We start from the raw sequence: 23,400 nt of genomic DNA, 5'->3' as shown, positions 1-23,400 counted from the left end.
TTTACAGCACCTCCAATATAATGTCTTTTGCTGATAGATATTTCATTACTTCTTTTCTATCTTTTTCATCTATGTTTATAGTTAATGTTCCTAAAACTTTATCTCTAAATTTCTCCAAATTTCCACCAACTATAGAAAAATCTATATTTAATTCTCTTGCCATTTTTGTTATAAGTGCATTTTCTGATGAATCACTTGGGAAGAATAACTTAATATTTATCCCTTCTGTTGGCAACGTATCATCATCTACCTCACCTAAAAATTTCTTTAATGATACTTCTGGTCTTAAGAAGACCTCTTCTGCTCTTCCTTCCGCAACAAGTATACCCCCTTGAAGTAAGGCTACTCTTTGACAAACCTGTTTTACTACTTCCATTTGATGTGTAACAACTACTATAGTTATTCCTAATTTTTTATTAATATCATCTAGTAATGAAAGTATATCCTTAGTTGTTTTGGGATCTAATGCTGATGTTGCTTCATCACACAAAAGTATCTTTGGTTCTAACGCCAATGCTCTTGCAATTGCAACTCTTTGCTTTTGTCCCCCACTTAATTCTGATGGCTTACTTTTAGCTTTTTCTGAAAGTCCTACTATTTCTAAAAGTTCATTTACTCTTTTATTTATGAATGCCTTATCATATCCCCATACTTCTAATGGCAATGAGACATTTTTAAATACATTTTTTCTATTTAAAAGGTTAAAACCTTGGAATATCATTCCTAACTCTTTTCTTAATTCCCTTTTTCCTTTTTCACTTAAATCTTTTACTTCCTTCCCCATAACTTCTACTGATCCATCATTATAATCTTCTAAAGCATTTATACACCTTAAAAGAGTTGACTTTCCAGCTCCACTATGTCCAATAAGTCCATAAATTTCACCTTCATTTATATTTAAAGAAATATCTTTTAAAACTTCAGTTTTACCAAAATTTTTCTTTACATTCTGCATTTTAATCATGCTTGTCTCTCCCCCATATAAATTATTGATTTTTTATTGAACAAAAAAAACGCACTAGAGAATAAACTCAAGTGCGCATAAAAATCACTATTAATTTACCCTCTCATCACTCAGTTAAAAAACTGCAGGAATTAGCACCACATTAATATAGTCATTAGCTTTTAGTTAGTAGTTAATTATAAAATTCTAAAGAATTTCTTTCACTTTAACTACTCACTACTAACTAGTAACTGTTAATAGGTTGCCGGGTTTCACAGGGCCAGTCCCTCCACCACTCTTGATAAGATTCAGATATTTAATTGTTTTGTGTCGTTGATATAAATATATATTACTTTGGATATTTTGTCAATATTTTCTTTAGAAAATTTTTCTTGATAAATAAATATATATTTTATCACTTTTACTTAATACATTTTAAGTTTAGTAGTCTATAATTTCCTCTTCTATCTTAATTAACTCTGCATCAGTATTATCCTCAACAAAATCTAATATTTTTTCCTTTAAAGAATATAATATCTCTTTTGTTGTGCTTACAGCTGTAATACCAATTCCAATTCTCTCATGAACATCTTGCAAGTCCACCTCTGAAACTGATACATTAAATTTATTTGAAATACGTTTAGTCAAACTTAGTACTATCATTCTCTTTTCTTTTAATGAATTTACCCACTCGGCTCTTAATTCTAGTCTCATTATTAATATCTTCATATTTTTAGCACCTCAACTTTAATTTTTATATTAAATCTTAATTTGATACTATATTAATATTCTATCCACGTTACTTCTAAATATTGATATTATACTAATCATAATTTTTTATATTTCTACTTTAAATTTACCTCTTTTTACAATTTTATCATACTAGTATATAATTATTTTAGTTTTTATAAATACAAAAGACTTTAAATAACTAAGGGAGGCTTTTTTTATGAGAGACTTAACTTCAGGACATGAGGGAAAATCAATTTTATTATTTACTCTTCCAATGCTAATTGGAGCATTATTTCAACAACTTTACAATACCGCTGACTCCATTATAGTGGGTCAATTTATAGGTAAAGATGCTATGGCTGCTGTATCTGGCGCTAATCCAATTATGTTTTTACTAACATCACTTTTAACTGGTATTACTCTTGGATTTTCAATTTTAGTATCTCAATACTATGGTTCAAAAAAAATGGACAAGGTTAAAAATACAATAGATACAACTTACATATTTGTGTTTATATCTTCAATAATAATTACATTCCTTGGAATAGCATTATGTGAACCAATTTTAAAACTAATGAACACACCACAGGATATTCTTTATTCTTCAAAAATTTATCTTATAATAATTTTTGCTGGAACTATATTTTCTGCTGGATATAATAGTGTAAGTGCTATTTTAAGAGGGCTTGGAGATTCTAAAAACCCATTATACTTTCTTATTATTGCAACAATACTAAACATAATATTAGACATAGTTTTCATTATTTATTTTAAAATGGATATTTCTGGTGCCGCTCTTGCAACAGTAATCTCTCAAGGTACATCCTTTATATTTAGTATCATATACTTAAACAAAAAACATAAGTTATTTAATATTAAAATTAAAGTAATGAATTTTAACAATAAAATATTCAAGAAAGGTTTAAAACTTGGTATTCCTAGTGCTATTCAGCAAATGTTATTTTCATTTGGTAATATAGCACTTCAATCTTTAGTGAATAGCTATGGTTCTTCTGCTATGGCTGCCTTTGGTGCTGGTCTTAGAATTGAAAGTTTTATTTCACTTCCTATTATAAATCTAGGGGCTGCTGTTTCAACATTTGTTGCACAAAATAAGGGAGCTAAAAAATTTGATAGAATTACGAATGGATTAAAATATTCAATTTATATATCAATTGTTATGGCCATTTCTGTTGCAATTTTATTTAGCCTTTTTGCAAAAGAACTAATAATGATGTTTAATTCAGATAGTGAAGTATTACAAATAGGATCTCGTTATTTAAATACTATCGGACCATTTTTTATATTTATCTGTATATCATTTATGTTAACTAGTGCTATAAAGGGAGCAGGAAATGCAATCTTTCCTCTTATTAGCTCAATAATATCATTATGGCTTGCAAGAATACCTGGATCATATTTTTTCTCTAATCTATTAGGAGTTGACGGTATATGGATTGGTATTCCTATTGGATGGATAATAGGTTTTATAGTTACACTTATTTATTATAAGAAAGCTAATTGGAGTAAGGAAATTATCTAATAAATAAACATAGAGGACGAGCATTAATCTCGTCCCCCTATATTAAGTTATATTTTTTTATTTTAATATTAAATCTATTGAGTTACCTTCAACCTTATCCTTCATTATCCAAAATATTTCCAGTTTAACTTTATCAACATTAACATCATTTAATTTAAAATATGATTTAATATAATAATTATCATTTTCTTCATCACTTATGCAAGATACTCCACTTTCACTTATTAAATCATCCCCATTTTCAAGTATAATATTTTCAAATGATACACTTTCAACATCTTCAGCCTTTAATATAAGTTCATTTCCTATTAAATTTTCAAATTCAAAATTATAATCATTAGGCTCTACTAGCCTATTTTTTAAATCTACAATAATACTTCTATTATCTTTTCTAGCATAATACATAGAATCAAACTGAAAAGTTAATTTTTTAATATTCTCTTTTATTTCACCTTGTAACTCTACAATTTTAATTGCATTATTTTCATCACTGCTACTTATATATGATGAACTTATTTCGTATATATTTCCTTTATCATCTATAAATCTAGGCTTCTCAAAGTTCATATATTCATATTTATCACTATTCAATTTAAATTCCATAACAATTCTTGTTTTACTACTTTTTAAACTTATTATTTCTATATCACCTATTTCAGTATTAATTAAATTATTATCTAAAGTAATTTCTTTTAACTCACAATTGAAAATCTCCTTATCTAAACTAATAGGTATATTAAAGCTTGCAATATAATTTCCATGCATCGCATCTTCATCATCTTTAAATATATTAAATTTCAAATCAAAATTTTCATTAAACTCTTGAAACCCTATTTTTATATATCGTTCTCCTTTATTTTCTCCATCCCTATATTCTATTAATACTGGAATCTCATTTTCTGTATTACTCTCATTTACACTAACTATAACGCCAAGTTCTGTATCACTAGATATCTCATAATCAATCCAAAGACTTTTCCAATCACCAGCTATAGTATTTACTTTAAACTTTACTCCATTTTTTTCTTCTTTAAAATTTATTTCTTTAACAAGCCCTTCTTCTACTGCATTATCAAAACCTTTATCAAACTTAACAAACTCTACTAGTTTATTAATTCCTGGTATATTACTCATAGCGTAAGCTACAGTTGGAAACATATTAACTAATAATACAAAAACTAAAAATGTACTTGCTACTCCAATACCATACTTATATACAGTTTGTACTTTTCTTTTTCTTCTTCCTTCTTTTAAAGTTTTCTTTACCACAAAATCTAATTCTTTAGGTATTTCTATATTTTCATATTTTAATTTTTCATCACCAAAATAATTTTTACTCATAAATTTCCTCCTTAATTTCTACTCTTAACTGTTTTAAAGCCTTATGCATTCTATTTTTAACTGTAGAAATTGAAATATCTAATATTTCTGCAACCTCACTTATCTTATAACCATGAAAATACTTTAAAACTATAATAGATTTAAGATCTTCTTCAAGATTATCAACAGCATAATTAATATCACTTGAATTTACTTCTGATTCTACTTCTTTTAAGCATTCATCATCAGTAAAAATCATTTTAGAATTCTTTCTAATAAAATCTATTGCAGTATTAATTATTATCCTACTTAAATACTTATCTATAGAATCCTTATCCTTAATCTTAGATAAATTAGAATATCCCTTTAATATACTTTCTTGAAGTATATCCATAGCATCATGATGATTTTTTACATAATAGTATGCTAATCTATAAAGCTTTTCTTTATTATCAATAACTTCTTGTTCGAACCTTTTCTCTAAGCTCTTACCCCTAATTTTAATCATTAATTTATTCTCCTATCTAGAATTATGTAAATAGTACCATTTCAAATTCTAATATATAGACGTATGAAAATATAGTTTTGTTTAAATAAACAAAAAATTTTTATAAAAAAATAACAAATGTATTTTTACACTTGTTATTCTTGTATCAATATTATATTAATAATATTTAAAAAACCACTCTGTTGGTATTAAATATGTCCACGGCATAGTTAATATTGCAATAGTTAATGCTACTTTTAATCTAGCCTTTCTCTCAATTATAAGTTTATTAAATACATAATTATAATTAAAAATATAAATAAATACTGCAGCTGCTAAAATTGCAATAAATACTATTAAAAATGATCCTAAATTAGATAATGGATTATAACTTATACCTTGTACTAAATCTTCAGTTCCACCTAGTATCATCATTATAATAAATAACAATGCTGTTCCTAGTATATCTGCTAGAAAACCAAATATCCATACCTTTAATATACTTCTTTTATAAAGACTTTTTGTACTTTCTCCAGTCACTGAAGATACCTTAAATACTACTAAAGCTAATAATATTACTAAACTATCAATAATATAATTTCCTATCATAGCTACAATAACAATAGGCGGAAATAACCAAAGTATCCATATTGGAAATATTAAATTATTTAATTTTATCTCTTTTTTCATAAATACTCTCCTCTAATTACATTTCTAAATAACCATATCTACTATAAATTCATTATTATCAATATCAACCTTAAGCTGGCCATTATGCAATTCAAATAAAGATTTTGCTATATCTAATACTAAACCTAAACCTTCTGTATTTCCATATTAATACTTAAGACTTGTAGATTTTATTTCTAATATATCTATATATTACTTTCTATCTTCTTTAGTAATATTCCTTCTTCTTAAAAATTTAGCATAATTAATTATAGAAGTTAAGGGAGTTTTTAAATCATGAGAAATATTAACAATTAACTTTTTCTAACAAAAATACCTCTAAAGCAAATCCAATATATGAATTTGCTTCAGAGGTATCTTTTACATACTACTTATACTTTCAATTAAATTTATAAATTCACCTTCATCCTTTTTATCAAGATATATATCTATTAAAGTCTTTGTAGGCATTTTAATATATCCCTTTTTCCCATTTACTAAAATTTCTGATATTTTCAATCTAAAACTCTCTTCATCACTTTTCAATTCCTTAATAAACTCATCAATTTCATACTCTGCCAAGTCGTCTATTAATTTTTCTCTCAATGCTTCATTAAAATTTTCTGCAAGAACTCTCTCCTCTTCATTTAAATCTTCAATATTATTATTTAATAATCTAAAAATATTCATATATCTTTTACTCCATATTTTTTTATTTTTCTAATGTTTCTTTAAATAAACTTTAAGTTGTATATAATCAATTGTTAATTTAATTCTCTCTAAAATCATATTTTCCATCAATTGATTCAGTTCTTGATATTAATTCTTTACTGGGAATAAAAAACTCTTTTAAAAATATGATTCCTCCTATTAACATAGCTAATATGAGTAAAACTATTATAAATGCTATAGTAGATTGAATTTTAATATTTCTTATTTTTTTATCATCTTCACTCATATATTGCCCTTCATATTTACAATAATCTCATTCTCAGAATATCTCTTCTACAGTATAAGTTTTATTTAAATTACTATCTAAAATCATATGTATTTTAGAATTATCTTCTTTAATAGAATAATAATACTTAAAATTAGTTTTAAAGTCTGGATAATATTCCTCTGGTACTTCTAGTCTTCTCAATACACTTATCATATTAATTTCTATACTACTATTTTTCTCTTGCCACTCTATTAAATTGTTAATTTCATCCAAATTCTCATATTGAAATATAGAATATCTTTCACCATCACCATTAAAACTTGGACCACTGTCCTTATAATAAATCTCTTCATAGTTTGTAGGTAAATTCAACTCCCAATTACTATTAATAATATGGTGATAACGATTATGCTCTTTTGTTATTATTACTGATGATATTATCATAATAACTACAATTACTCCTGCTCTCCTTATCAATCTTCCATAACAATTCTTCTTTTTTAATAATATTCTCATAAAATATATAATAATAAGAATAATAAAAATTAATATAAGTGAAACTGTAAATAATGTAGTATAAATCCATATTAAAGATAACTGAAGATCATTTTGTGACAACTTAAGATCTACAAATAAGTAAACTGCTAGTGTAGTTAAAAATATTATTATAAAACTATTTATAATAAACTTATAATTGTTTCTTATTTTCATACTTTTCTTCTCTTAAGTAAAATAATAATACCTAAAATTATTCCTATTGCTAAAAATAAATATCCTATAGGTATTAAAAAGAATGGCTCTTTCAATGTCCCATCTGCTAACACTTCACTTCCTATTACTCCTGATAATATAAAACATAAAATTCCAATTGCTAGTGGAACTATACTTATTAAATACTTTTTCATATACTTATCTCCTTACCTAATTACATTTTATAATTCTTGTTAACTATTTATTTTAGATAAAATAATCCAAACTAAACTTTCATCAAAGCTTACATATACAAATTCAGCTTTTATATTATTAATTTTATCAAAATAAATATACTTCTTTAAATTTTGTTCTCTATCTTTCCATTTTTCTTTATAATTATCTCCTAATATTTGTTTTATTTCATCTATATAATTTAAATTTCTTTTATCATTTACAGAAATAACTATTCTATTTTCATCAAATTTTCCAAACAAATAATTAATCTTATTGTTCTTTGAATCAATTATTATCTCTTCAAATTTGCACATATAATCCCCTAAAAATGCGTTGCTTTCAGTATATTTATTTAAATTTATCTTTTTAATTGAACTTCCTATATTTAAATTATCAATAAATATATTGTTTAATTCTGTACTTTTAATATTAGATATATTACTACAACTTATAAAAAACATTGCATAAATGATAGTAGTTAAAATGACCATTATAACCCTTCTCATAATACCTTGTCCCCCCAAATATTATAATATTATTTAAAGCTCATTACTTATCCTCATCACTTCTATACTCTAAAATATCACCTGGCTGACAGTCTAAAGCCTTACAAATGGCATCTAAAGTAGAAAATCTAATGGCTTTAGCCTTATTATTTTTAAGAATTGAAAGATTAGCCATAGTTATTCCCACTTTCTCTGAAAGTTCTGTCGCACTCATTTTTCTTTTTGCCATCATAACATCTAAATTTACAATAATCATTTAGCTTATCTCCTTAAATAGTTAAATCATTTTCTTCTTTTAGCTCTATTCCCTTTACTATAAGTTCTCTAATCACCGACGTAATCATGAATACCATTAATGTAGCAATAATGACCACAACAAACACTAAGTTACGATACATAAATATAATATTTGCTAAGTAAATAAAAAATTCAATTAAAGAATAAATACTTATTCTTTTTAATCTTTTTAGCGTTTCTTTATTCAAATATGTATCATTAAGTAAACTTTTAGACAACTTCATAACTTCAATCAATAAAAGAATAAATGGTATTGCTGTTATAAATAGAAAAGTACTCATAAATCTTGGCTCTTCTAAATTTGTAAAGTTTAAATAATATAGCTTCGTAATCCAGGGTATACTTATTCCTCCAATAACAGTAATACAAATGGATAAAACCGATATTATATATAACATTTTTCTAAATATATTATTTTTCATTTATAATCACCTCATTGATATTTTATATCATACTTATATATTAAGTCAATAATAATTTATTGTTTTTCAATAAATTATTATTGTTTTATATATAATAAAAGAGGCTACTTTCGTAACCTCTTTATTAAACGTTCATTTTACTTTTTATTATTTTTTCTTCAATTTCATCTTTAGTATTTTTACATTGCCTTGAAATATTAAGGAGAACTCCCATAGCAGCCATATTAAATACTAATGATGTACCTCCATAACTTATAAAAGGTAAAGGAACTCCAGTAACAGGCATACTACCTGTAACAACTGCAATATTTATTAATGCTTGTAATGCAATTACAGAAATTATTCCTGTAGCTAGAAGCTTTCCATATCTATCCTTAGCCTTACCTGCAACCTTTATCCCTGCCCATATTAATACCACAAAAATAGTAATAACAGCAATACATCCTATAAGACCTAACTCTTCACCTATTATTGCAAATATAAAGTCATTATGTGGTTCTGGCATATATAAAGCTTTTTGTTTTGAGTTTCCTAGCCCTACCCCAAATAAACCACCAGACCCTAAAGCATAAAGAGAATGTATTAACTGGTACCCTTCATCATTAGCATATTTCCATGGATCTAAAAAACTAACAAATCTTTCTGTTCTATAATCAGAGCTAAAAATTCCTACTATAATACCTACAGCTCCAATAATTATTAATGAAAATGTTTCTTTAAAACTCATTCCTGATACAAAAATCATTATAAATGCAACAAACATTATAATAGATGCAATACTTAAGTTATTTTCTTTATATACTAATCCAGCAAAGATAAGAGCCGAACTTAAATAAATCAATGGAACCTTCCAGTTCTTACTCACCTTTCCATACCTATCGATCATCATTGCCAAGAAAAATACTATAACATATTTAGCAAGTTCTGATGGTTGAAATGAAATCCCTGCAATATCTAGCCAACGTGTAGCTCCATTAATATTTTTTCCCACAATAAGAACTGCTACTAAAGCTAATATTGTAGCTCCATACCCAAATATAGTGATTTTTTTCCACGCATGATAATCTATTAACATAATTACTATTAATGCACCAATTCCAACTGGAACCCAGGTAAGTTCCTTCTTTAAAAAATAGAATACATCCTTATGCTTATATAATGCATCATAATAACTAGCTGAAAACACCATAATTATTCCTATTGCAACAAGTGCTAATACAGAATAGAGTATATATGGATTAACAGAGTTTAGCTTTTTTTTTCGTTTGAATTTTTTCTTACTCTTTCCTTTTTTTAATTTCTTTGTATTACTATTCATATTATCTTCTCCAGTATACAATATTTAATATTCAAATTCCTTTTTTAAAGTAATTGTAACTTTTGTTCCTTTTACAATCTTATTTCCACTAGTTATACTTTGAGAATAAACAATTCCTTCTCCTTCAAATTCATATTCCAATCCAAGGTTATCTAAAATAGAAGCTGCAAACTCTTTCGTACTACCTTTAAGATCTGGCATTATTATTTCTTTCCCTACTTGTCCATTATCTTTTGCTGTAATAGAAATAGTAGTTCCTTCTTTTACTGTTGAACCTGGATAAGAATCCATAGATACAATAGTTTTACCATTTCCTTTAACTTCAGCCTCTAAATCATTTTCTTTTAATATTTCCTTTGCTTCTTCAATAGATTTTCCTCTTACGTCAGGAATTATTACATTTTTATAAATTGAAAATCTCTCTTTAGCAAGTGGTGAATCCATATATTTAAATACTTCTTCAAATAATTCTTTCATTAACGGTGCTGCTACCTCTCCTCCATAATAAGAACCATTACTTGGTTCATCTACAGCTATAAATACTGTTATCTGTGGATTTTCTACAGGTGCTAAAGCAACCATTGAAGATATATATTTATCCGTTGAATAAGTTCCTGTTGCAGGATCAACCTTTTGAGCTGTTCCTGTTTTCCCACCAACATTATACCCCTGTACAAAGGATCCATCTGGTCCATCCTTAGTCACTGTTCTTTCTAAGTAACTTCTAAGTAATGCTGTACTACTGTCAGACAATACATCTTTCTTTGTCGTAGGTTTTATTGTTTCATCAATTACTCTATTTCCGCTTTCATCTTCATGAGAAATTTCTTTAACAATATGTGGCTGTATAAGATCTCCCCCATTTGCTATAGCATTGAAAGCAGCCATAAGTTGTAGTGTTGTAACTGTATTAGTTTGTCCAAATGATATTGTTGCTAAATCAATAGCAGAAACTGTATCAGATGATTTCACTATTCCAGATGCTTCACCTGGCAAATCAATACCTGTTGTTTTACCAAATCCTAACTTATATATATATTCATTTAACTTATCAATTCCAAGTCTCTCTCCGATTTCCATCATACCAACATTACAAGAGTTCTTTAAAACCTCACCCAATGTTTGAGTTCCATGTCCATCTCTTTTCCAACAATGAACTGTTGTATTTCCAAACTTCACTCCACCATTACAAGTAAATGTTTCATTATCACTAACTAAACCTTCTTCTAAGGCTGCAACCATTGTTACTGTTTTAAATGTTGATCCTGGTTCAAAAGTATCACTTACTAACCAATTTCTCCACATATTTTGTATCTTATCATTATCTGTTTCTCCATCGAAAATTTCATAGCCTGAATATGGATCATTTGGATCATAATCCGGCTTATTTACCATAGCTAATATCTCACCATTATTAGGATCCATAATAAGTACATGGACACCTTTAGCATTATGTTCTTCTAACCCCTTCTGTGCAACTTTTTCTGCTATATACTGTAAATTCTCATCTACTGTTGATATTATATCACTCCCATCTATAGGTGGAGTAAATTTATATGTGTCAAAAGGCAATCTATTTCCCCAGCTGTCATAAGCGCCTATTTTCATACCTGCAATTCCAGCTAAATAATCATCATATTGTAATTCTATACCAGTTAACCCTGTTCCTTCTGAATTAATCCCTCCTAATGCACTTGCTAAGAAGTTTTCATTAGGATAATATCTCTTTACATCTCTAGAAACTATAAGTCCATATATCCCTAAATCATCTGCACTATCTGCTACAGCCTTAGTAACACCTCTAACTAAAGGTGAATAACTGGCATCACTTCCATCTGAATTTTTTTTATTTAATGCTTTAAGAACTTCTTCAACTTCTACACCTGTTACATTTGAAATTTCAACTGCAATATCATTCATAGTTATTTTCTTTTCTTTTATGTGATTTCTAACAGAATCTAAATCAAAGTCTATTCTATAAACATTTGCTGAAGACACTAATACAGAACCGTTTCTATCTAATATATCCCCTCTAGTAGCTGTTACACTAATTTCCTTTTGCCACTCTGAATTTGCCTTTGCCTCTAATTCTCGTCCACTTACCAAAGTTAGCCATGCTAATCTCAATATAAGAAAAGCCAATAAACTAAATACCAAAACTGAAACAATAAATAATCTACTTTTATATCCAACTGTCTTTTTTTTCTTTTTATATTTTTTCTTTTTATATGTCATTTTTTTATCTCCTATCATAGTATTTATCTACTTACTAGCCGCTTTAACACTAGTATCTCTTTTTAGCTGGGAGATAACAATGTCCAAACAGCTAATTAATTTTCATTGGATATATTAATTTGAAACTAATCTGTTTAAAAAAATCTTATTAAAGATCTAATATCTTACATAAATTATATTTTACTATATTTTTCTGTATATCAAAAGTCACTAACACTAAATATTATCTAATTTCTGATAAAATTTTATATAAATTTCACATACAAGAATGTATTTCCTCTTACTTTTACTATAATTCCTTACAAGCAGTTGATTTTATTTTCACAAACTAGAAAAAGTAGCCAAATACATCTAATTATTCTGGTGTACTTGACTACTTTTTTTATATATTATTTTGCATTTAACTTATCTTTATCTATCTTGTTAAAAGTCTTACCAACAGCTACTGCAGTAACCATTGTACCATTAACATTTAACATTGTACGTCCCATATCTAATATAGGATCAATTGCTATTATTCCTCCAGCTAACGGGAAGTACGCTCCCATTCCCATACCTGATATAGCCACTGAAACTGCCATAGTAGCACTTCCTGGTAATCCTGCTATTCCTAATGAACCAATTACAATTATTACTATAAGCATTCCATAGAAACTTATATCCATTGTTGTTCCTGACATATTTGCTAATGTTACAGCCATTAATGCTGGATAAATCGCTGCACATCCATTCATTCCCATATTTGAACCTAAGCTTCCTACAAATGATGCTATTCCATTATCTACCCCAACTCCGTCAGTTAATGTTTCTATTGTAACTGGTAATGTACCTAAACTTGAACGAGAAGTAAAAGCTAAAATTAATGGCTCCATAACCTTTTTTACATATTTAATTGGATTAACACCTAAAAACGCAATAATTACTAAATGTATAATAAATACAATAATAATACTTACATATAGAGCTACTATAAACCCTATAACTTCCTTTATTGCTGATAATCCTCTTCCGGCTATTGTATTTGCAAGTAATGCTACTACTGCATATGGCATTAACTTTATAACAGTCATTGCAATACTAGTAATTATTTTATAAGAAGCATTAACTAAATCAGTTACTGGCTTAATTACATCACTATACTTTTTATTTAATATTTTCATAGAATTTCCAATAAATGCAGCAAAGATTACTACTGCAACTACATTTCCTTCTGCCATTGCAGACACTGGATTTGATGGAAGCAATCCTCTTAAAGTATCTACTACTGGTGTTATTTCTCTTATTTCATTTGTACTTTCAACAACATTAGCTGAAACTCCTAATTTAAATAAGTTTCCTACTATAATAGCAACAATAGCTGCAATAGTAGTTGTTCCTAATAATATAAAAATTGACCTAGTTGTTAGCTTTCCAAGATTTTCTCCATCTTTCATGTTAATAATAACTCTGATAATAGATACAAATATTAAAGGTACTACAAGCATCTTTAATAAATCCATAAATCCATATCCAATAAGTCCATACCACTTATTAACTTCACTAATCCATTGAACCTCACCTGGATTATTAGGAAATCCTGCTACTAATTGAACTATTAACCCTAAAACTAAACCTGAAATAGTAGAAACTATCATTCTAGTAGAAAATTTTATTTTCTTCTTAGCCATAATATTTACTCCAAATAATATAGCTACAAGAATAATAATAAATGCTATTGTCTTAAAGTTTGTTATCATTATAAAATTTGATAAAAAAGTACTATTCATACTATCCTCCTATATATTGATATATATCTATGTATATATTACATTAAATTCATTTCTTATACTAGTTAAAATTAGATATAATATATAATTTCTTCTTTTTCTTTTCTGTATTCATCAACAATACACTCTAATGTTATAGAATCAAAATAATCATTTATCTTCTTATTTATTTCACTCCAAATAATTTTATTTACAAATCTCTCCATACAATTCTCTTCATCTTCATTTATATCTATAAGAAGAGATTCACCTTCTAATGCTCTTAAAACTTCTCCTACTGTAATTTCATTCGGATTTTTTGATAAAATATATCCTCCTTGAGCACCCTTTCTTCCTATTATCAAACCTGACTTTCTAAGCAATGAAAATATTTGTTCTAAATACCTTTCTGATATTTCTTGACGTTCTGATATAGCTTTTAAAGTTACACTTCCACATTCTGAATTAACTACTAAATCAATTAAAGCTCTAATTCCATATCTTCCCTTAGTCGAAATTTTCATAATCTCACCTACCTCCCTTTCTTTTTCCTACTATTCCTATCGGTATTATGTTAATAATATATCTTTTTTATTCTATTGTCAATATATATAATAAAACAAAATAGATATATAAGAATTATCCTATATATCTATTTTGCTAAAAACTTATTTTATTATTTACTATTTAATATATCTAGTAATTCACTTGGTTTTTGAATTATATAATCGGCACCAGCTTTTTTTAATTCCTCTTCACCTCTAAATCCCCATGAAACTCCTACTGATTCAACTCCTGCATTGGTAGCTGTATTCATATCAACGTCAGAATCTCCTACATATAGGCATTCATTTCTATTTACTTTTAAATAATCAATTACTTCATAAACTGTTCTTGGATCCGGTTTTACAGCATGATTTGGTCTTTGTCCATATGTAATTTCAAAATCATCTCTAAAATATTTTTTCACTACATCTCCTGCAAACTCATCTGGTTTATTAGATACAACTGCTAATTTTATATCTTTTTCTTTTAAAGCTTGAATCATATCATTAATTCCTTCATAAGGCTTCGTATTATCAATCATGTGCTCACCATAATATTCATCAAACAGTGATAAAACTTTGCTTATTACTTCTTTATTATCTTTATATTCTTCAGGTAATATACGTTGAATTAATATATATCTTCCACTACCAACGAACTTTACATAATCTTTAACTGGATGCTCTTTATATCCACAGCTTCTTAATGCAAAATTACATGCATTAGCTAAATCCTCTAATGTATCTAATAATGTTCCATCTAAATCAAATATTACTGCTTTAATCATTTCTTCTTCTCCCATACTATACTTTTATATTAAAGTAGTTTTCTATATAACTAAATTACAAAATAATATTTGTAATAAATTTATTATAACATAAGCCAATGATACTTTTAATATTATTGGGTTATGTTATAACTATTAATAATCTACTATCTTGTACTTCCATCTCTATATTTGCTCTATTTCTTTTCTTTCACCTTTAAAATTATTAATCTTATTTCTTCTAGCAATTAATTCATTTTCAACTTCTTCCATATCAATATTTTTATCTACCATTAATACTAATATATGGTATGCTAAGTCACAGATTTCATTAATTACTTCATCCTTATCATTGCCTTTGGCTGCAATAATTACCTCAGTGCATTCTTCTCCAACTTTTTTCAATATCTTATCTGTTCCCTTTTCTAATAAATACTTAGTATAAGAACCTTCTTCTTCACTATTTTTTCTATTATTTACTATCTCATATAACTCCTCTAATATCACCCTATCCAATCCTCCTAAAAAAGCAACTTTTTTCACCTGTATGACAAGCCATACCATTTTGTTTTACCTTTATTAATAATGTATCCTTATCACAATCGCACCAAATTTCTTTTACTTCTTGAAAATTCCCTGATGTAGAACCTTTATTCCATAATTCATTTCTGCTTCTACTATAAAACCAAGTTTGCTTTGTTGTTTTTGTCAATTCAAAGCTTTCCTTTGTCATATATGCAAGCATTAATACTTCACCAGTATAATAATCTTGAATTATGGTAGGTATAAGTCCTCCTCCCTTTTTAAAATCTAATATAATTTTATTATCCTTTAATTCACTTCTCATGATCCCTCCAAATATTTATATTGTTCTAACTGCTACATTATTTTCTTTTAGATATTTCTTCACTTCATTTATTGTAAGTTCCCCATAGTGAAATAATGATGCCGCTAATGCTGCATCTGCCCTTCCATCTTTAAATATATCTTTAAAATCTCCTAGACTTCCACATCCACCTGATGCTATCACTGGTACATTTATAATATCATTTACCTTTTTAGTTAATTCAATATCAAATCCATCTTTAGTTCCATCTGCATCCATAGAAGTAAGCAATATTTCACCAGCACCAAGTTTAACTCCTTCTTTTATCCATTCTAAGGCATCAATTCCTGTATCTATTCTTCCTCCATTTACAAATACATTCCATCCTGAATTATCAATTCTCCTTTTAGCATCAACTGCTAACACTATACATTGACTTCCAAAGTATACAGCACCTTCACTTATAAGATTTTTATTTTTTACTGCAGCAGAATTTAAACTTACTTTATCTGCTCCAGCTCTAAGAATTCTTCTTATATCATCAATGCTACTTATTCCACCTCCAACTGTAAATGGTATAAATATTTTTTCAGCAACTCTCTCTACTACTTTTTCCATTATTCCTCTTCCTTCATGAGTTGCCGTTATATCTAAAAAAACAAGCTCATCTGCTCCTTGCTTGTAATAATATTCACCTAATTGTACTGGATCTCCAATTTCTTTAATACCTATAAAATTTACCCCCTTAACAACACTTCCATTTCTTACATCCAAACAAGGTATAATTCTTTTCGTATGCATATCATCCCCCCTTATTCATAGATATTTCACTCCATTTAACTACATAATTCTACAACTCTTTTCATCTCAATATTTCCTGAATATAATGCCTTTCCTATAATTACACCATATATATCTAAATCATTTAGCTTTTTAATATCATAATAATCTCTTACTCCACCTGATGCTGTAATATTTATTGATACATATTTTTTAAGCTGTTTCACCATAGATATGTTAGTACCTTCTAGAGTTCCATCCTTACTTATGTCAGTTAAAATTATATTTTTAACCCCTATCTTTTCCATCCTTATACAAAAATCTATATAATGAACATTACTTTCTTCAAGCCATCCCTTAGTAAATATATACCCCTTTTTACAATCAACTCCAACTGCAATCTTTTCTCCAAAATCCCTTACTACTCCTTCCACAAACTCTTCATCCTCTAAAGCTGCTGTACCTAAAATAACTCTGCTAACTCCACTATTAATTAATTCATCAACCTCACTATAGCTTCTAATTCCTCCACCTACTTCAATTGGAATGCTAAGCTCTTTAGCTAAGTTAACTATTATTTTCTTATTTACTAACTTCCCTTTCTTTGCTCCATCTAAATCTACTAAATGTATATACCTTGCTCCATTTTTTTCAAACTCTTTTGCTATATGAAGTATATCATTTCCAACAACTTCTTTCTTCTTATAATCTCCCTGGTATAGTCTAACAGCCTTTCCTCCAATAATATCTATTGCCGGTATTACAATCATTTTATTACCTCCCCAAAATTCTTAAGTATTTTAAGTCCTACTTCACCACTCTTCTCCGGATGAAACTGTGTTCCATAAACATTACCCTTACAAACAATAGAAGGTACCTTAATAGCACCATAGTTTGAAAATCCTATTAAATTTTCATCCTTTACATTACTTGCAGCATAACTATGAACATAGTATACAAAGCTATTTTCTGCTAATCCCTTAAGCAAATTATTTTCTCTATTACACTCTAGTTTATTCCATCCTATATGTGGTATTTTTACATTTTCCTTTGGTTCTAATAATTTAACATCTCCATCTATAAAACCTAATCCATTACATTCTCCATTTTCATACCCTTTTTTAAATATCATTTGCATTCCTAAACATATTCCTAATAATGGTGTTCCATTATTAACTTTTTCACTTATTACCTCTGTCAATCCCATACTATTAATGTTATACATCGCTTTATTAAATGCCCCAACCCCTGGTAGGATTAATTTATCTGCATTTTTTATTTCTGCTACTTCCTGTGATATCTTAGAAGGAATATTTAAATACTTCAATGCATTATAAACATTTTTTAAATTTCCCATACCATAATCTATAATAACAATCATCTTAATCTTCAACTCCTAACAGGTTTTCTTTTAATAACTATATACATCCCTTTGATGATGGTATTTCATTTGTTTCTACCTTAATAGCCTCTTTTAACGCTCTGGCAAAGGCTTTAAAAATCCCCTCAATTTTATGATGATCATTTTCTCCATATAAAACTTTTATATGAAGTGTTATTTCGGCATTAAATGCAAGTGCTCTAAAAAACTCTTGAACCATTTCTACAGAAAAACTCCCTATGCTTTCACGTTTAAAATCTGCTTCAAAATGCAAATATTCCCTTCCACTAATATCTATAGAAACCATTACTAAAGCTTCATCCATAGGAATAAAAACTGTACTATACCTCTTTATTCCTCTCTTATCATCTAATGCTTTCTTTATACACTTTCCTATGCATATTGCAGTATCTTCAACTAAATGGTGATCACATACTTCTAAATCTCCCCTAGCTTCTAAAGCAATATCTATATCACTATGAAATGACATTAATTCTAACATATGATTGAAAAAACCTATTTCTGTTTTAATATTGTTAATTCCATCACCATCCAAATTAATACTTAAGTTTATATTAGTTTCTTTTGTATCTCTTTTAATTTGTGATGTTCTCATTAAATACTGCCTCCCTACTTAATACTGCACTTTCTATAACATTAACTACTAAATCATTTTCTAATGATGATCCAACTGTTATTCTAAAACTATCATCCTTAAAATATCTGATTAGTATTCCATTATCATCTAGTACTCTTTTTATCTCTTCTTTAATAACAGATCTTCCAAAAATAAAATTTGCTTTAGATTTATAAAACACTATTTTTTTACTACATCTTTCTTCTATATTTTTTAAATTTTTATATAATCTTTCCCTTTCGTAAACTACTTCTTCTACATTTTCAAGAATTTTCTCTGGATGCCTCAATACATTAGTAGCAATAACTTGGGAAATTGTATTTAAATTATAGGGAACTTTATTTTTACTTAATTCTTCTATCAAATTCTTATTAGCAATTAAGAATCCAACTCTTAGAGCCGCTAATCCCCATGCTTTAGATAAAGTTCTAGTTACTACTAAGTTTTTATACTTTTCTATATATGAAATCATACTTTGTCCATAAAACTCATAATATGCTTCATCTACTACAACTAAACTTTCTTTAAATGAATCTAATATATATAATATATCTTCATTGCTTATTACATGACCTGTTGGATTATTAGGATTTGAAAATATTATTAACTTTGGAGATAATTTTTCACCAAAATTAATAAACTTATTTACAGAAAAAGTTCCATTCTGTTCAGTACTATATTTTTTTATTACACCATCACTAACAGATGTATAAAAATCATACATTGAAAAATCAGGATCTATTGTTAGCACAACTTTTTTTCTAGTAATTTGTGAACTTATAATTAAAGAAATCATTTCATCAGATCCATTTCCAACAATTAAATTTTCCTTATTTACTCCTATAACTTTTCCATATACCTCTCTCAATTCATTGCATTCATCATCTGGATACCTATTAAATTTAACATTACCTATCTCCTCAGTTATATCCCTTAATTCATAATCACTTATATTTTTATAACTTTCATTTGCATTTACTCTTATTCCTATATCTTTATTCACTACCTTGCCATAACTATTTATTTTCTTCATTTTCTAATCTTACCTTTATTGAATTTGCATGAGCAGTTAACCCTTCTTCTGTAGCAAATCTAATTATTTTTTCTCCGTCTCTTTCTACTGCTTTTTGTGAATAATATAGGAATGATGACTTTTTAATAAATGTATCTACTGATAGAGGTGATGAAAATCTTGCTGTTCCTCCTGTTGGTAACACATGATTAGTTCCTCCAAAATAATCACCTATAGGTTCTGGAGTATATTCACCTATAAATACTGAACCAGCATTTTTTACTCCTTCTAAATATTCCATAGGATTATCTACTAAAAGTTCTAAATGTTCTGGTGCTATTAAATTTGCAAACTCAATACCATCCTTTATAGAACTACAAATTACTATTTTTCCAAAATTCCTAAAAGAACTTTCTATTATCTTTCTTCTACTCATTTTTTCAATTTGCAATTTAATTTCACTGTTTACTTTTTCTGCTATTTCTTTAGAAGTTGTAACTAAAATTGAAGAGGCTAATTCATCATGCTCTGCTTGAGACATTAAATCTGCAGCAATATATTTAGGATTAGATTTTTCATCTGCAATAATTAAAATTTCACTTGGTCCAGCCACCATATCAATTCCGACATCTCCATATACTTGCCTTTTTGCCTCTGCTACAAAGGCATTTCCAGGTCCAACTATCATTGATACACTCTCTATACTTTCTGTACCATAGGTTAATGCTGCTATTGCTTGTGCTCCTCCTAACATATAAACATTACTTATTCCACATAACTTTGCAGCAATTAATATATTTTTATTAACATGTCCACTTTTGTCGGGTGGTGTAACTAATACTATCTTTTCTACACCTGCAACCTTTGCTGGAATAGCATTCATTAATACAGATGATGGATAAGCTGCTTTTCCTCCTGGTACATATATAGCTACACTATCTACTGGAATTAATCTTTGTCCCATATATACTCCAAACTCTTTTTGATATATATAGCTTGTCTTTTTTTGTTTCTCATGATATTTTTTTATATTTTTAATACTTTCCTTTAATATATTAATAAAAGACTTATCGCCTTCAATAAAAGCCTTTTCTATTTCCTCTTCGTCAATTTTAAAATTTTCTAAATACACTTTATCAAAATCCAAACTATATCCCCTTAAAGCCTTATCCCCAGAAGACTTTACATTTTCAATTATCTCTTCTACATTTTTTCTTATATTTAAAGTATTACTTCTCTTTTTTATAATTGATACAACATCACTGATATACTTATTATTTAATTCAATTATGTCTATCATATTAAATTGCCCCCTTTACTTCTATATAAAAACACTATTTATTGCATATTGCTCTAATTCTATCTATAATTTCATTTATTTCATCTCTTTTTAATTTAAAACTAGATTTATTAACTATAATCCTTGAACTTATATCACATACTTCGTCAACAACAACTAATCCATTTTCTTTTAATGTTGTTCCTGTTTCCATTATATCTACTATTCCTTCACTTATCCCCAAGATAGGTGCAAGCTCTACTGAACCTTCAATTTTAATTATTTCAACATCCATTCCTTTACCTTCAAAATACTTTTTAGAAACGTTTGGATATTTACTTCCTATTTTTATATGGCCTATTCGATTAAATATATTGGCATCTGGCAATGTTGCAACTATGAACTTACATTTTCCAATACCTAAATCTAAAATTTCATAGTAGTTTTCTCCCTTTTCTAATATTGTATCTTTTCCTACTATAGCTAAGTCCGCGGCTCCATGCTCTACATAAGTTACAGCATCATTAGCTTTTACTAAAAAATATTTAATATTCTCTTTAGTATCTTTAAAAACTAGCTTTCTTCCTTTATCCTTTAATTCATCAACTCCAAAGCCTGCTTCTTCAAATATTTTCATTGCATCTTTTTCAATTCTACCTTTTGTAAGTGCTATACTAATCACATTAAATCACCTACTTTTATTCTTTATATTCAATATCTATATATTCATTATTTCTTGTTTCCTTTATGGCATTCTTCAATGCCGTTAAATAATCATTCTTATTTACAATTATATTTTTCTTCTTAATATTTTCATTGTAATTACAAGAATTAATTAATAAATTCACATCAACAGAGAATCCTATTGCTGAAACTTTTCTTCCAAAATTCTCTAATAACCCATCATATCTTCCTCCTCTTAATACTGTTGATCCAATTCCATTAACATATCCCTTAAAAATAACACCAGAATAATAATTTAATCTAGGAACCATGCTCATATCTAGTGATATATACTTCTCATATCCTAATTCCACTAAGTTTAAAAATAACTTCTCTAAATATAATATATTTTCTTTAATTTCATCATTAAATGCTATTTTTTTAGCTTTTTTAATCATTTCACATCCACCAAAAATCCATGGTAAAGTCATTAAAAACTCTTTATACTCCTCTTTTATTTCTAGATTTTCTAAATAACACTTTAAATTTATCAAACTCTTTTTATTAATAAGTTCAATTATATTTTCTTTGTGATTTTTTGATAAATCCATTGAATTAATAGCAGATTTTAAGATATTTACATTACCTATTTCTAATTTAAAACTTTCCTTTGTTTTTAAAGACTTTAACACTTCTAATGCTGTTATTAATACCTCTAAATCTATTCCTTCTCCATCTCCACCTATTAACTCAATACCACAATCTAAATATTCATTTCTTTTTCCTTCTAAACTTTCATGTACTCTAAATACATTTGCCTTATAGAAAAGCTTTAAAGGTAAATTCATATCCTTTAATTTAGTATTTATCATTCTCGCTACAGGCACTGTCATATCAGGTCTTAGGACTAATATTCTTCCGTTTTTATCAAAAAATTTATACATCTCTTCTTCTTTTAAATTTTGAGTTTTATGTTTAAAAGTTTCATAATACTCTATAGTTGGTGTTGCAATTTCTTCATATCCCCACTTTTCAAATACCATTGTTATAATTTTAATAATTTCATTTCTTTTTTTACATTCATCTATTGTAAAATCTCTAGTTCCCTCAGGTACTATATTCTTAATTCCAATCTCCTCCTTTAGTACATTAAAGTATTAAAGTTAATATTAATATACCTCTTTTGGTTTTATTTGTCAATTAATATTTTATTATATTTTATCTCAATTTATTATCTAAATTTTATTTAATTAATTATTTTTTTACTATTTTCTTAGTATTAATTGTTAAAATTAATACTTTGTTATATTTATATAACAAAAAAAAAAAAAAAAAAAAAAAAAAAAAAAAAAATCAGGACCACCCGTAAAACGGGTGGTTTGCTCTACGCCTATAAGGCTCTGTTACTGGCTGTGCTACTCGCACG

28 protein-coding genes, 1 pseudogene and 1 riboswitch are annotated in these 23,400 nt (G+C 27.3%); of the genes and pseudogenes, 1 reads left to right on the top strand and 28 read right to left on the bottom strand.

Annotation, left to right across the window (positions count from 1 at the left end; genetic code table 11):
* Nucleotide 1: 1 nt before the first annotated feature.
* Nucleotides 2-964: a methionine ABC transporter ATP-binding protein gene (locus HCG76_RS13395; protein ID WP_221700898.1), complete on the bottom strand. Its 963-nt coding sequence runs from the start codon at nt 962-964 to the stop codon at nt 2-4.
* Between the two features lie 100 nt (nt 965-1,064).
* A riboswitch (SAM riboswitch) is annotated at nt 1,065-1,251 on the bottom strand.
* A 133-nt stretch (nt 1,252-1,384) separates the two neighbouring features.
* Nucleotides 1,385-1,672: a DUF503 domain-containing protein gene (locus HCG76_RS13390; RefSeq protein ID WP_221700899.1), complete on the bottom strand. Its 288-nt coding sequence runs from the start codon at nt 1,670-1,672 to the stop codon at nt 1,385-1,387.
* Nucleotides 1,673-1,892: 220 nt separating this feature from the next.
* On the opposite strand from HCG76_RS13390, the gene HCG76_RS13385 reads away from it, so the two are divergent.
* Complete coding sequence (locus tag HCG76_RS13385; RefSeq protein WP_221700900.1) at nt 1,893-3,218, top strand: MATE family efflux transporter; 1,326 nt, start codon at nt 1,893-1,895, stop codon at nt 3,216-3,218.
* 57 nt (nt 3,219-3,275) lie between these two features.
* Here the strand turns inward: HCG76_RS13385 and HCG76_RS13380 are convergent, their stop codons facing one another.
* From HCG76_RS13380 to hisZ, 26 genes and pseudogenes are all read right to left on the bottom strand, one after another.
* Nucleotides 3,276-4,559: a DUF4179 domain-containing protein gene (locus tag HCG76_RS13380; RefSeq protein WP_221700901.1), complete on the bottom strand. Its 1,284-nt coding sequence runs from the start codon at nt 4,557-4,559 to the stop codon at nt 3,276-3,278.
* Entirely contained in the window at nt 4,552-5,046 is a 495-nt protein-coding gene (locus HCG76_RS13375; RefSeq protein ID WP_221700902.1) for an RNA polymerase sigma factor, read from the bottom strand. The genes HCG76_RS13380 and HCG76_RS13375 overlap by 8 nt, the downstream gene beginning before the upstream one ends.
* 156 nt (nt 5,047-5,202) lie before the next feature.
* A complete protein-coding gene (locus HCG76_RS13370) occupies nt 5,203-5,715 on the bottom strand; it encodes a hypothetical protein (RefSeq protein WP_221700903.1) in 513 nt (170 codons plus the stop codon).
* Nucleotides 5,716-5,910: 195 nt separating this feature from the next.
* Nucleotides 5,911-6,015: pseudogene (locus HCG76_RS13365) on the bottom strand (histidine kinase dimerization/phospho-acceptor domain-containing protein); the annotation flags it as partial.
* Between the two features lie 60 nt (nt 6,016-6,075).
* Nucleotides 6,076-6,384: a hypothetical protein gene (locus tag HCG76_RS13360; protein WP_221700904.1), complete on the bottom strand. Its 309-nt coding sequence runs from the start codon at nt 6,382-6,384 to the stop codon at nt 6,076-6,078.
* A 79-nt stretch (nt 6,385-6,463) separates the two neighbouring features.
* Nucleotides 6,464-6,652: a hypothetical protein gene (locus tag HCG76_RS13355; protein WP_221700905.1), complete on the bottom strand. Its 189-nt coding sequence runs from the start codon at nt 6,650-6,652 to the stop codon at nt 6,464-6,466.
* A 33-nt stretch (nt 6,653-6,685) separates the two neighbouring features.
* A complete protein-coding gene (locus HCG76_RS13350) occupies nt 6,686-7,345 on the bottom strand; it encodes a hypothetical protein (RefSeq protein ID WP_221700906.1) in 660 nt (219 codons plus the stop codon).
* Nucleotides 7,342-7,539 (bottom strand): DUF3955 domain-containing protein, encoded by a 198-nt coding sequence (locus HCG76_RS13345; RefSeq protein ID WP_221700907.1) that lies wholly within the window; start codon nt 7,537-7,539, stop codon nt 7,342-7,344. Before HCG76_RS13345 ends, HCG76_RS13350 begins: the two co-directional genes overlap by 4 nt.
* A gap of 39 nt (nt 7,540-7,578) precedes the next feature.
* Complete coding sequence (locus tag HCG76_RS13340; protein ID WP_221700908.1) at nt 7,579-8,067, bottom strand: hypothetical protein; 489 nt, start codon at nt 8,065-8,067, stop codon at nt 7,579-7,581.
* 43 nt (nt 8,068-8,110) lie between these two features.
* The gene (locus HCG76_RS13335; protein ID WP_195989736.1) at nt 8,111-8,323 is read right to left on the bottom strand and encodes a helix-turn-helix domain-containing protein; all 213 of its coding nucleotides are present in this window, start codon (nt 8,321-8,323) and stop codon (nt 8,111-8,113) included.
* A 13-nt stretch (nt 8,324-8,336) separates the two neighbouring features.
* Nucleotides 8,337-8,786 (bottom strand): DUF2975 domain-containing protein, encoded by a 450-nt coding sequence (locus HCG76_RS13330; RefSeq protein WP_221700909.1) that lies wholly within the window; start codon nt 8,784-8,786, stop codon nt 8,337-8,339.
* A 124-nt stretch (nt 8,787-8,910) separates the two neighbouring features.
* Nucleotides 8,911-10,104, bottom strand: coding sequence for a putative lipid II flippase FtsW (ftsW, locus tag HCG76_RS13325; RefSeq protein WP_221700910.1), 1,194 nt, complete (start codon nt 10,102-10,104; stop codon nt 8,911-8,913).
* Nucleotides 10,105-10,128: 24 nt separating this feature from the next.
* A complete protein-coding gene (locus tag HCG76_RS13320; RefSeq protein WP_195989739.1) occupies nt 10,129-12,339 on the bottom strand; it encodes a stage V sporulation protein D in 2,211 nt (736 codons plus the stop codon).
* A 389-nt stretch (nt 12,340-12,728) separates the two neighbouring features.
* Nucleotides 12,729-14,105 (bottom strand): cation:dicarboxylate symporter family transporter, encoded by a 1,377-nt coding sequence (locus HCG76_RS13315; protein ID WP_221700911.1) that lies wholly within the window; start codon nt 14,103-14,105, stop codon nt 12,729-12,731.
* A 71-nt stretch (nt 14,106-14,176) separates the two neighbouring features.
* Nucleotides 14,177-14,608, bottom strand: coding sequence for an RrF2 family transcriptional regulator (locus tag HCG76_RS13310; protein WP_221700912.1), 432 nt, complete (start codon nt 14,606-14,608; stop codon nt 14,177-14,179).
* A 152-nt stretch (nt 14,609-14,760) separates the two neighbouring features.
* Nucleotides 14,761-15,417 (bottom strand): HAD family hydrolase, encoded by a 657-nt coding sequence (locus tag HCG76_RS13305; RefSeq protein WP_221700913.1) that lies wholly within the window; start codon nt 15,415-15,417, stop codon nt 14,761-14,763.
* Between the two features lie 165 nt (nt 15,418-15,582).
* Nucleotides 15,583-15,912, bottom strand: coding sequence for a phosphoribosyl-ATP diphosphatase (gene hisE / locus HCG76_RS13300; protein WP_260458147.1), 330 nt, complete (start codon nt 15,910-15,912; stop codon nt 15,583-15,585).
* Nucleotides 15,905-16,243 carry a phosphoribosyl-AMP cyclohydrolase gene (hisI, locus tag HCG76_RS13295; protein ID WP_221700915.1) on the bottom strand — a complete coding sequence of 113 codons (339 nt, stop codon included), beginning with the start codon at nt 16,241-16,243 and terminating at the stop codon, nt 15,905-15,907. The genes hisE and hisI overlap by 8 nt, the downstream gene beginning before the upstream one ends.
* Nucleotides 16,244-16,258: 15 nt before the next feature.
* Complete coding sequence (gene hisF, locus HCG76_RS13290; protein WP_221700916.1) at nt 16,259-17,023, bottom strand: imidazole glycerol phosphate synthase subunit HisF; 765 nt, start codon at nt 17,021-17,023, stop codon at nt 16,259-16,261.
* A 35-nt stretch (nt 17,024-17,058) separates the two neighbouring features.
* A complete protein-coding gene (gene hisA, locus HCG76_RS13285; protein ID WP_221700917.1) occupies nt 17,059-17,772 on the bottom strand; it encodes a 1-(5-phosphoribosyl)-5-[(5-phosphoribosylamino)methylideneamino]imidazole-4-carboxamide isomerase in 714 nt (237 codons plus the stop codon).
* On the bottom strand, nt 17,769-18,383 hold the full coding sequence (hisH, locus tag HCG76_RS13280) for an imidazole glycerol phosphate synthase subunit HisH (protein WP_221700918.1): 615 nt from the start codon (nt 18,381-18,383) through the stop codon (nt 17,769-17,771). The genes hisA and hisH overlap by 4 nt, the downstream gene beginning before the upstream one ends.
* 37 nt (nt 18,384-18,420) lie before the next feature.
* On the bottom strand, nt 18,421-18,999 hold the full coding sequence (gene hisB, locus HCG76_RS13275; RefSeq protein ID WP_221700919.1) for an imidazoleglycerol-phosphate dehydratase HisB: 579 nt from the start codon (nt 18,997-18,999) through the stop codon (nt 18,421-18,423).
* Nucleotides 18,980-20,053: a histidinol-phosphate transaminase gene (hisC, locus tag HCG76_RS13270; protein ID WP_221700920.1), complete on the bottom strand. Its 1,074-nt coding sequence runs from the start codon at nt 20,051-20,053 to the stop codon at nt 18,980-18,982. The genes hisB and hisC overlap by 20 nt, the downstream gene beginning before the upstream one ends.
* Entirely contained in the window at nt 20,037-21,332 is a 1,296-nt protein-coding gene (gene hisD, locus HCG76_RS13265) for a histidinol dehydrogenase (protein WP_221700921.1), read from the bottom strand. Before hisD ends, hisC begins: the two co-directional genes overlap by 17 nt.
* 34 nt (nt 21,333-21,366) lie before the next feature.
* Nucleotides 21,367-21,993, bottom strand: coding sequence for an ATP phosphoribosyltransferase (hisG, locus tag HCG76_RS13260; protein WP_311776398.1), 627 nt, complete (start codon nt 21,991-21,993; stop codon nt 21,367-21,369).
* A 16-nt stretch (nt 21,994-22,009) separates the two neighbouring features.
* Nucleotides 22,010-23,092, bottom strand: coding sequence for an ATP phosphoribosyltransferase regulatory subunit (gene hisZ / locus HCG76_RS13255; protein ID WP_311776399.1), 1,083 nt, complete (start codon nt 23,090-23,092; stop codon nt 22,010-22,012).
* Nucleotides 23,093-23,400: the final 308 nt, after the last annotated feature.

It is taken from the genome of Clostridium sp. K13, from assembly GCF_019734195.1.
Classification (GTDB): domain Bacteria; phylum Bacillota; class Clostridia; order Clostridiales; family Clostridiaceae; genus Clostridium.
The sequence above is the reverse complement of the archived record's forward strand: the minus strand, read 5'-3'. Positions and strand labels throughout refer to the sequence as shown.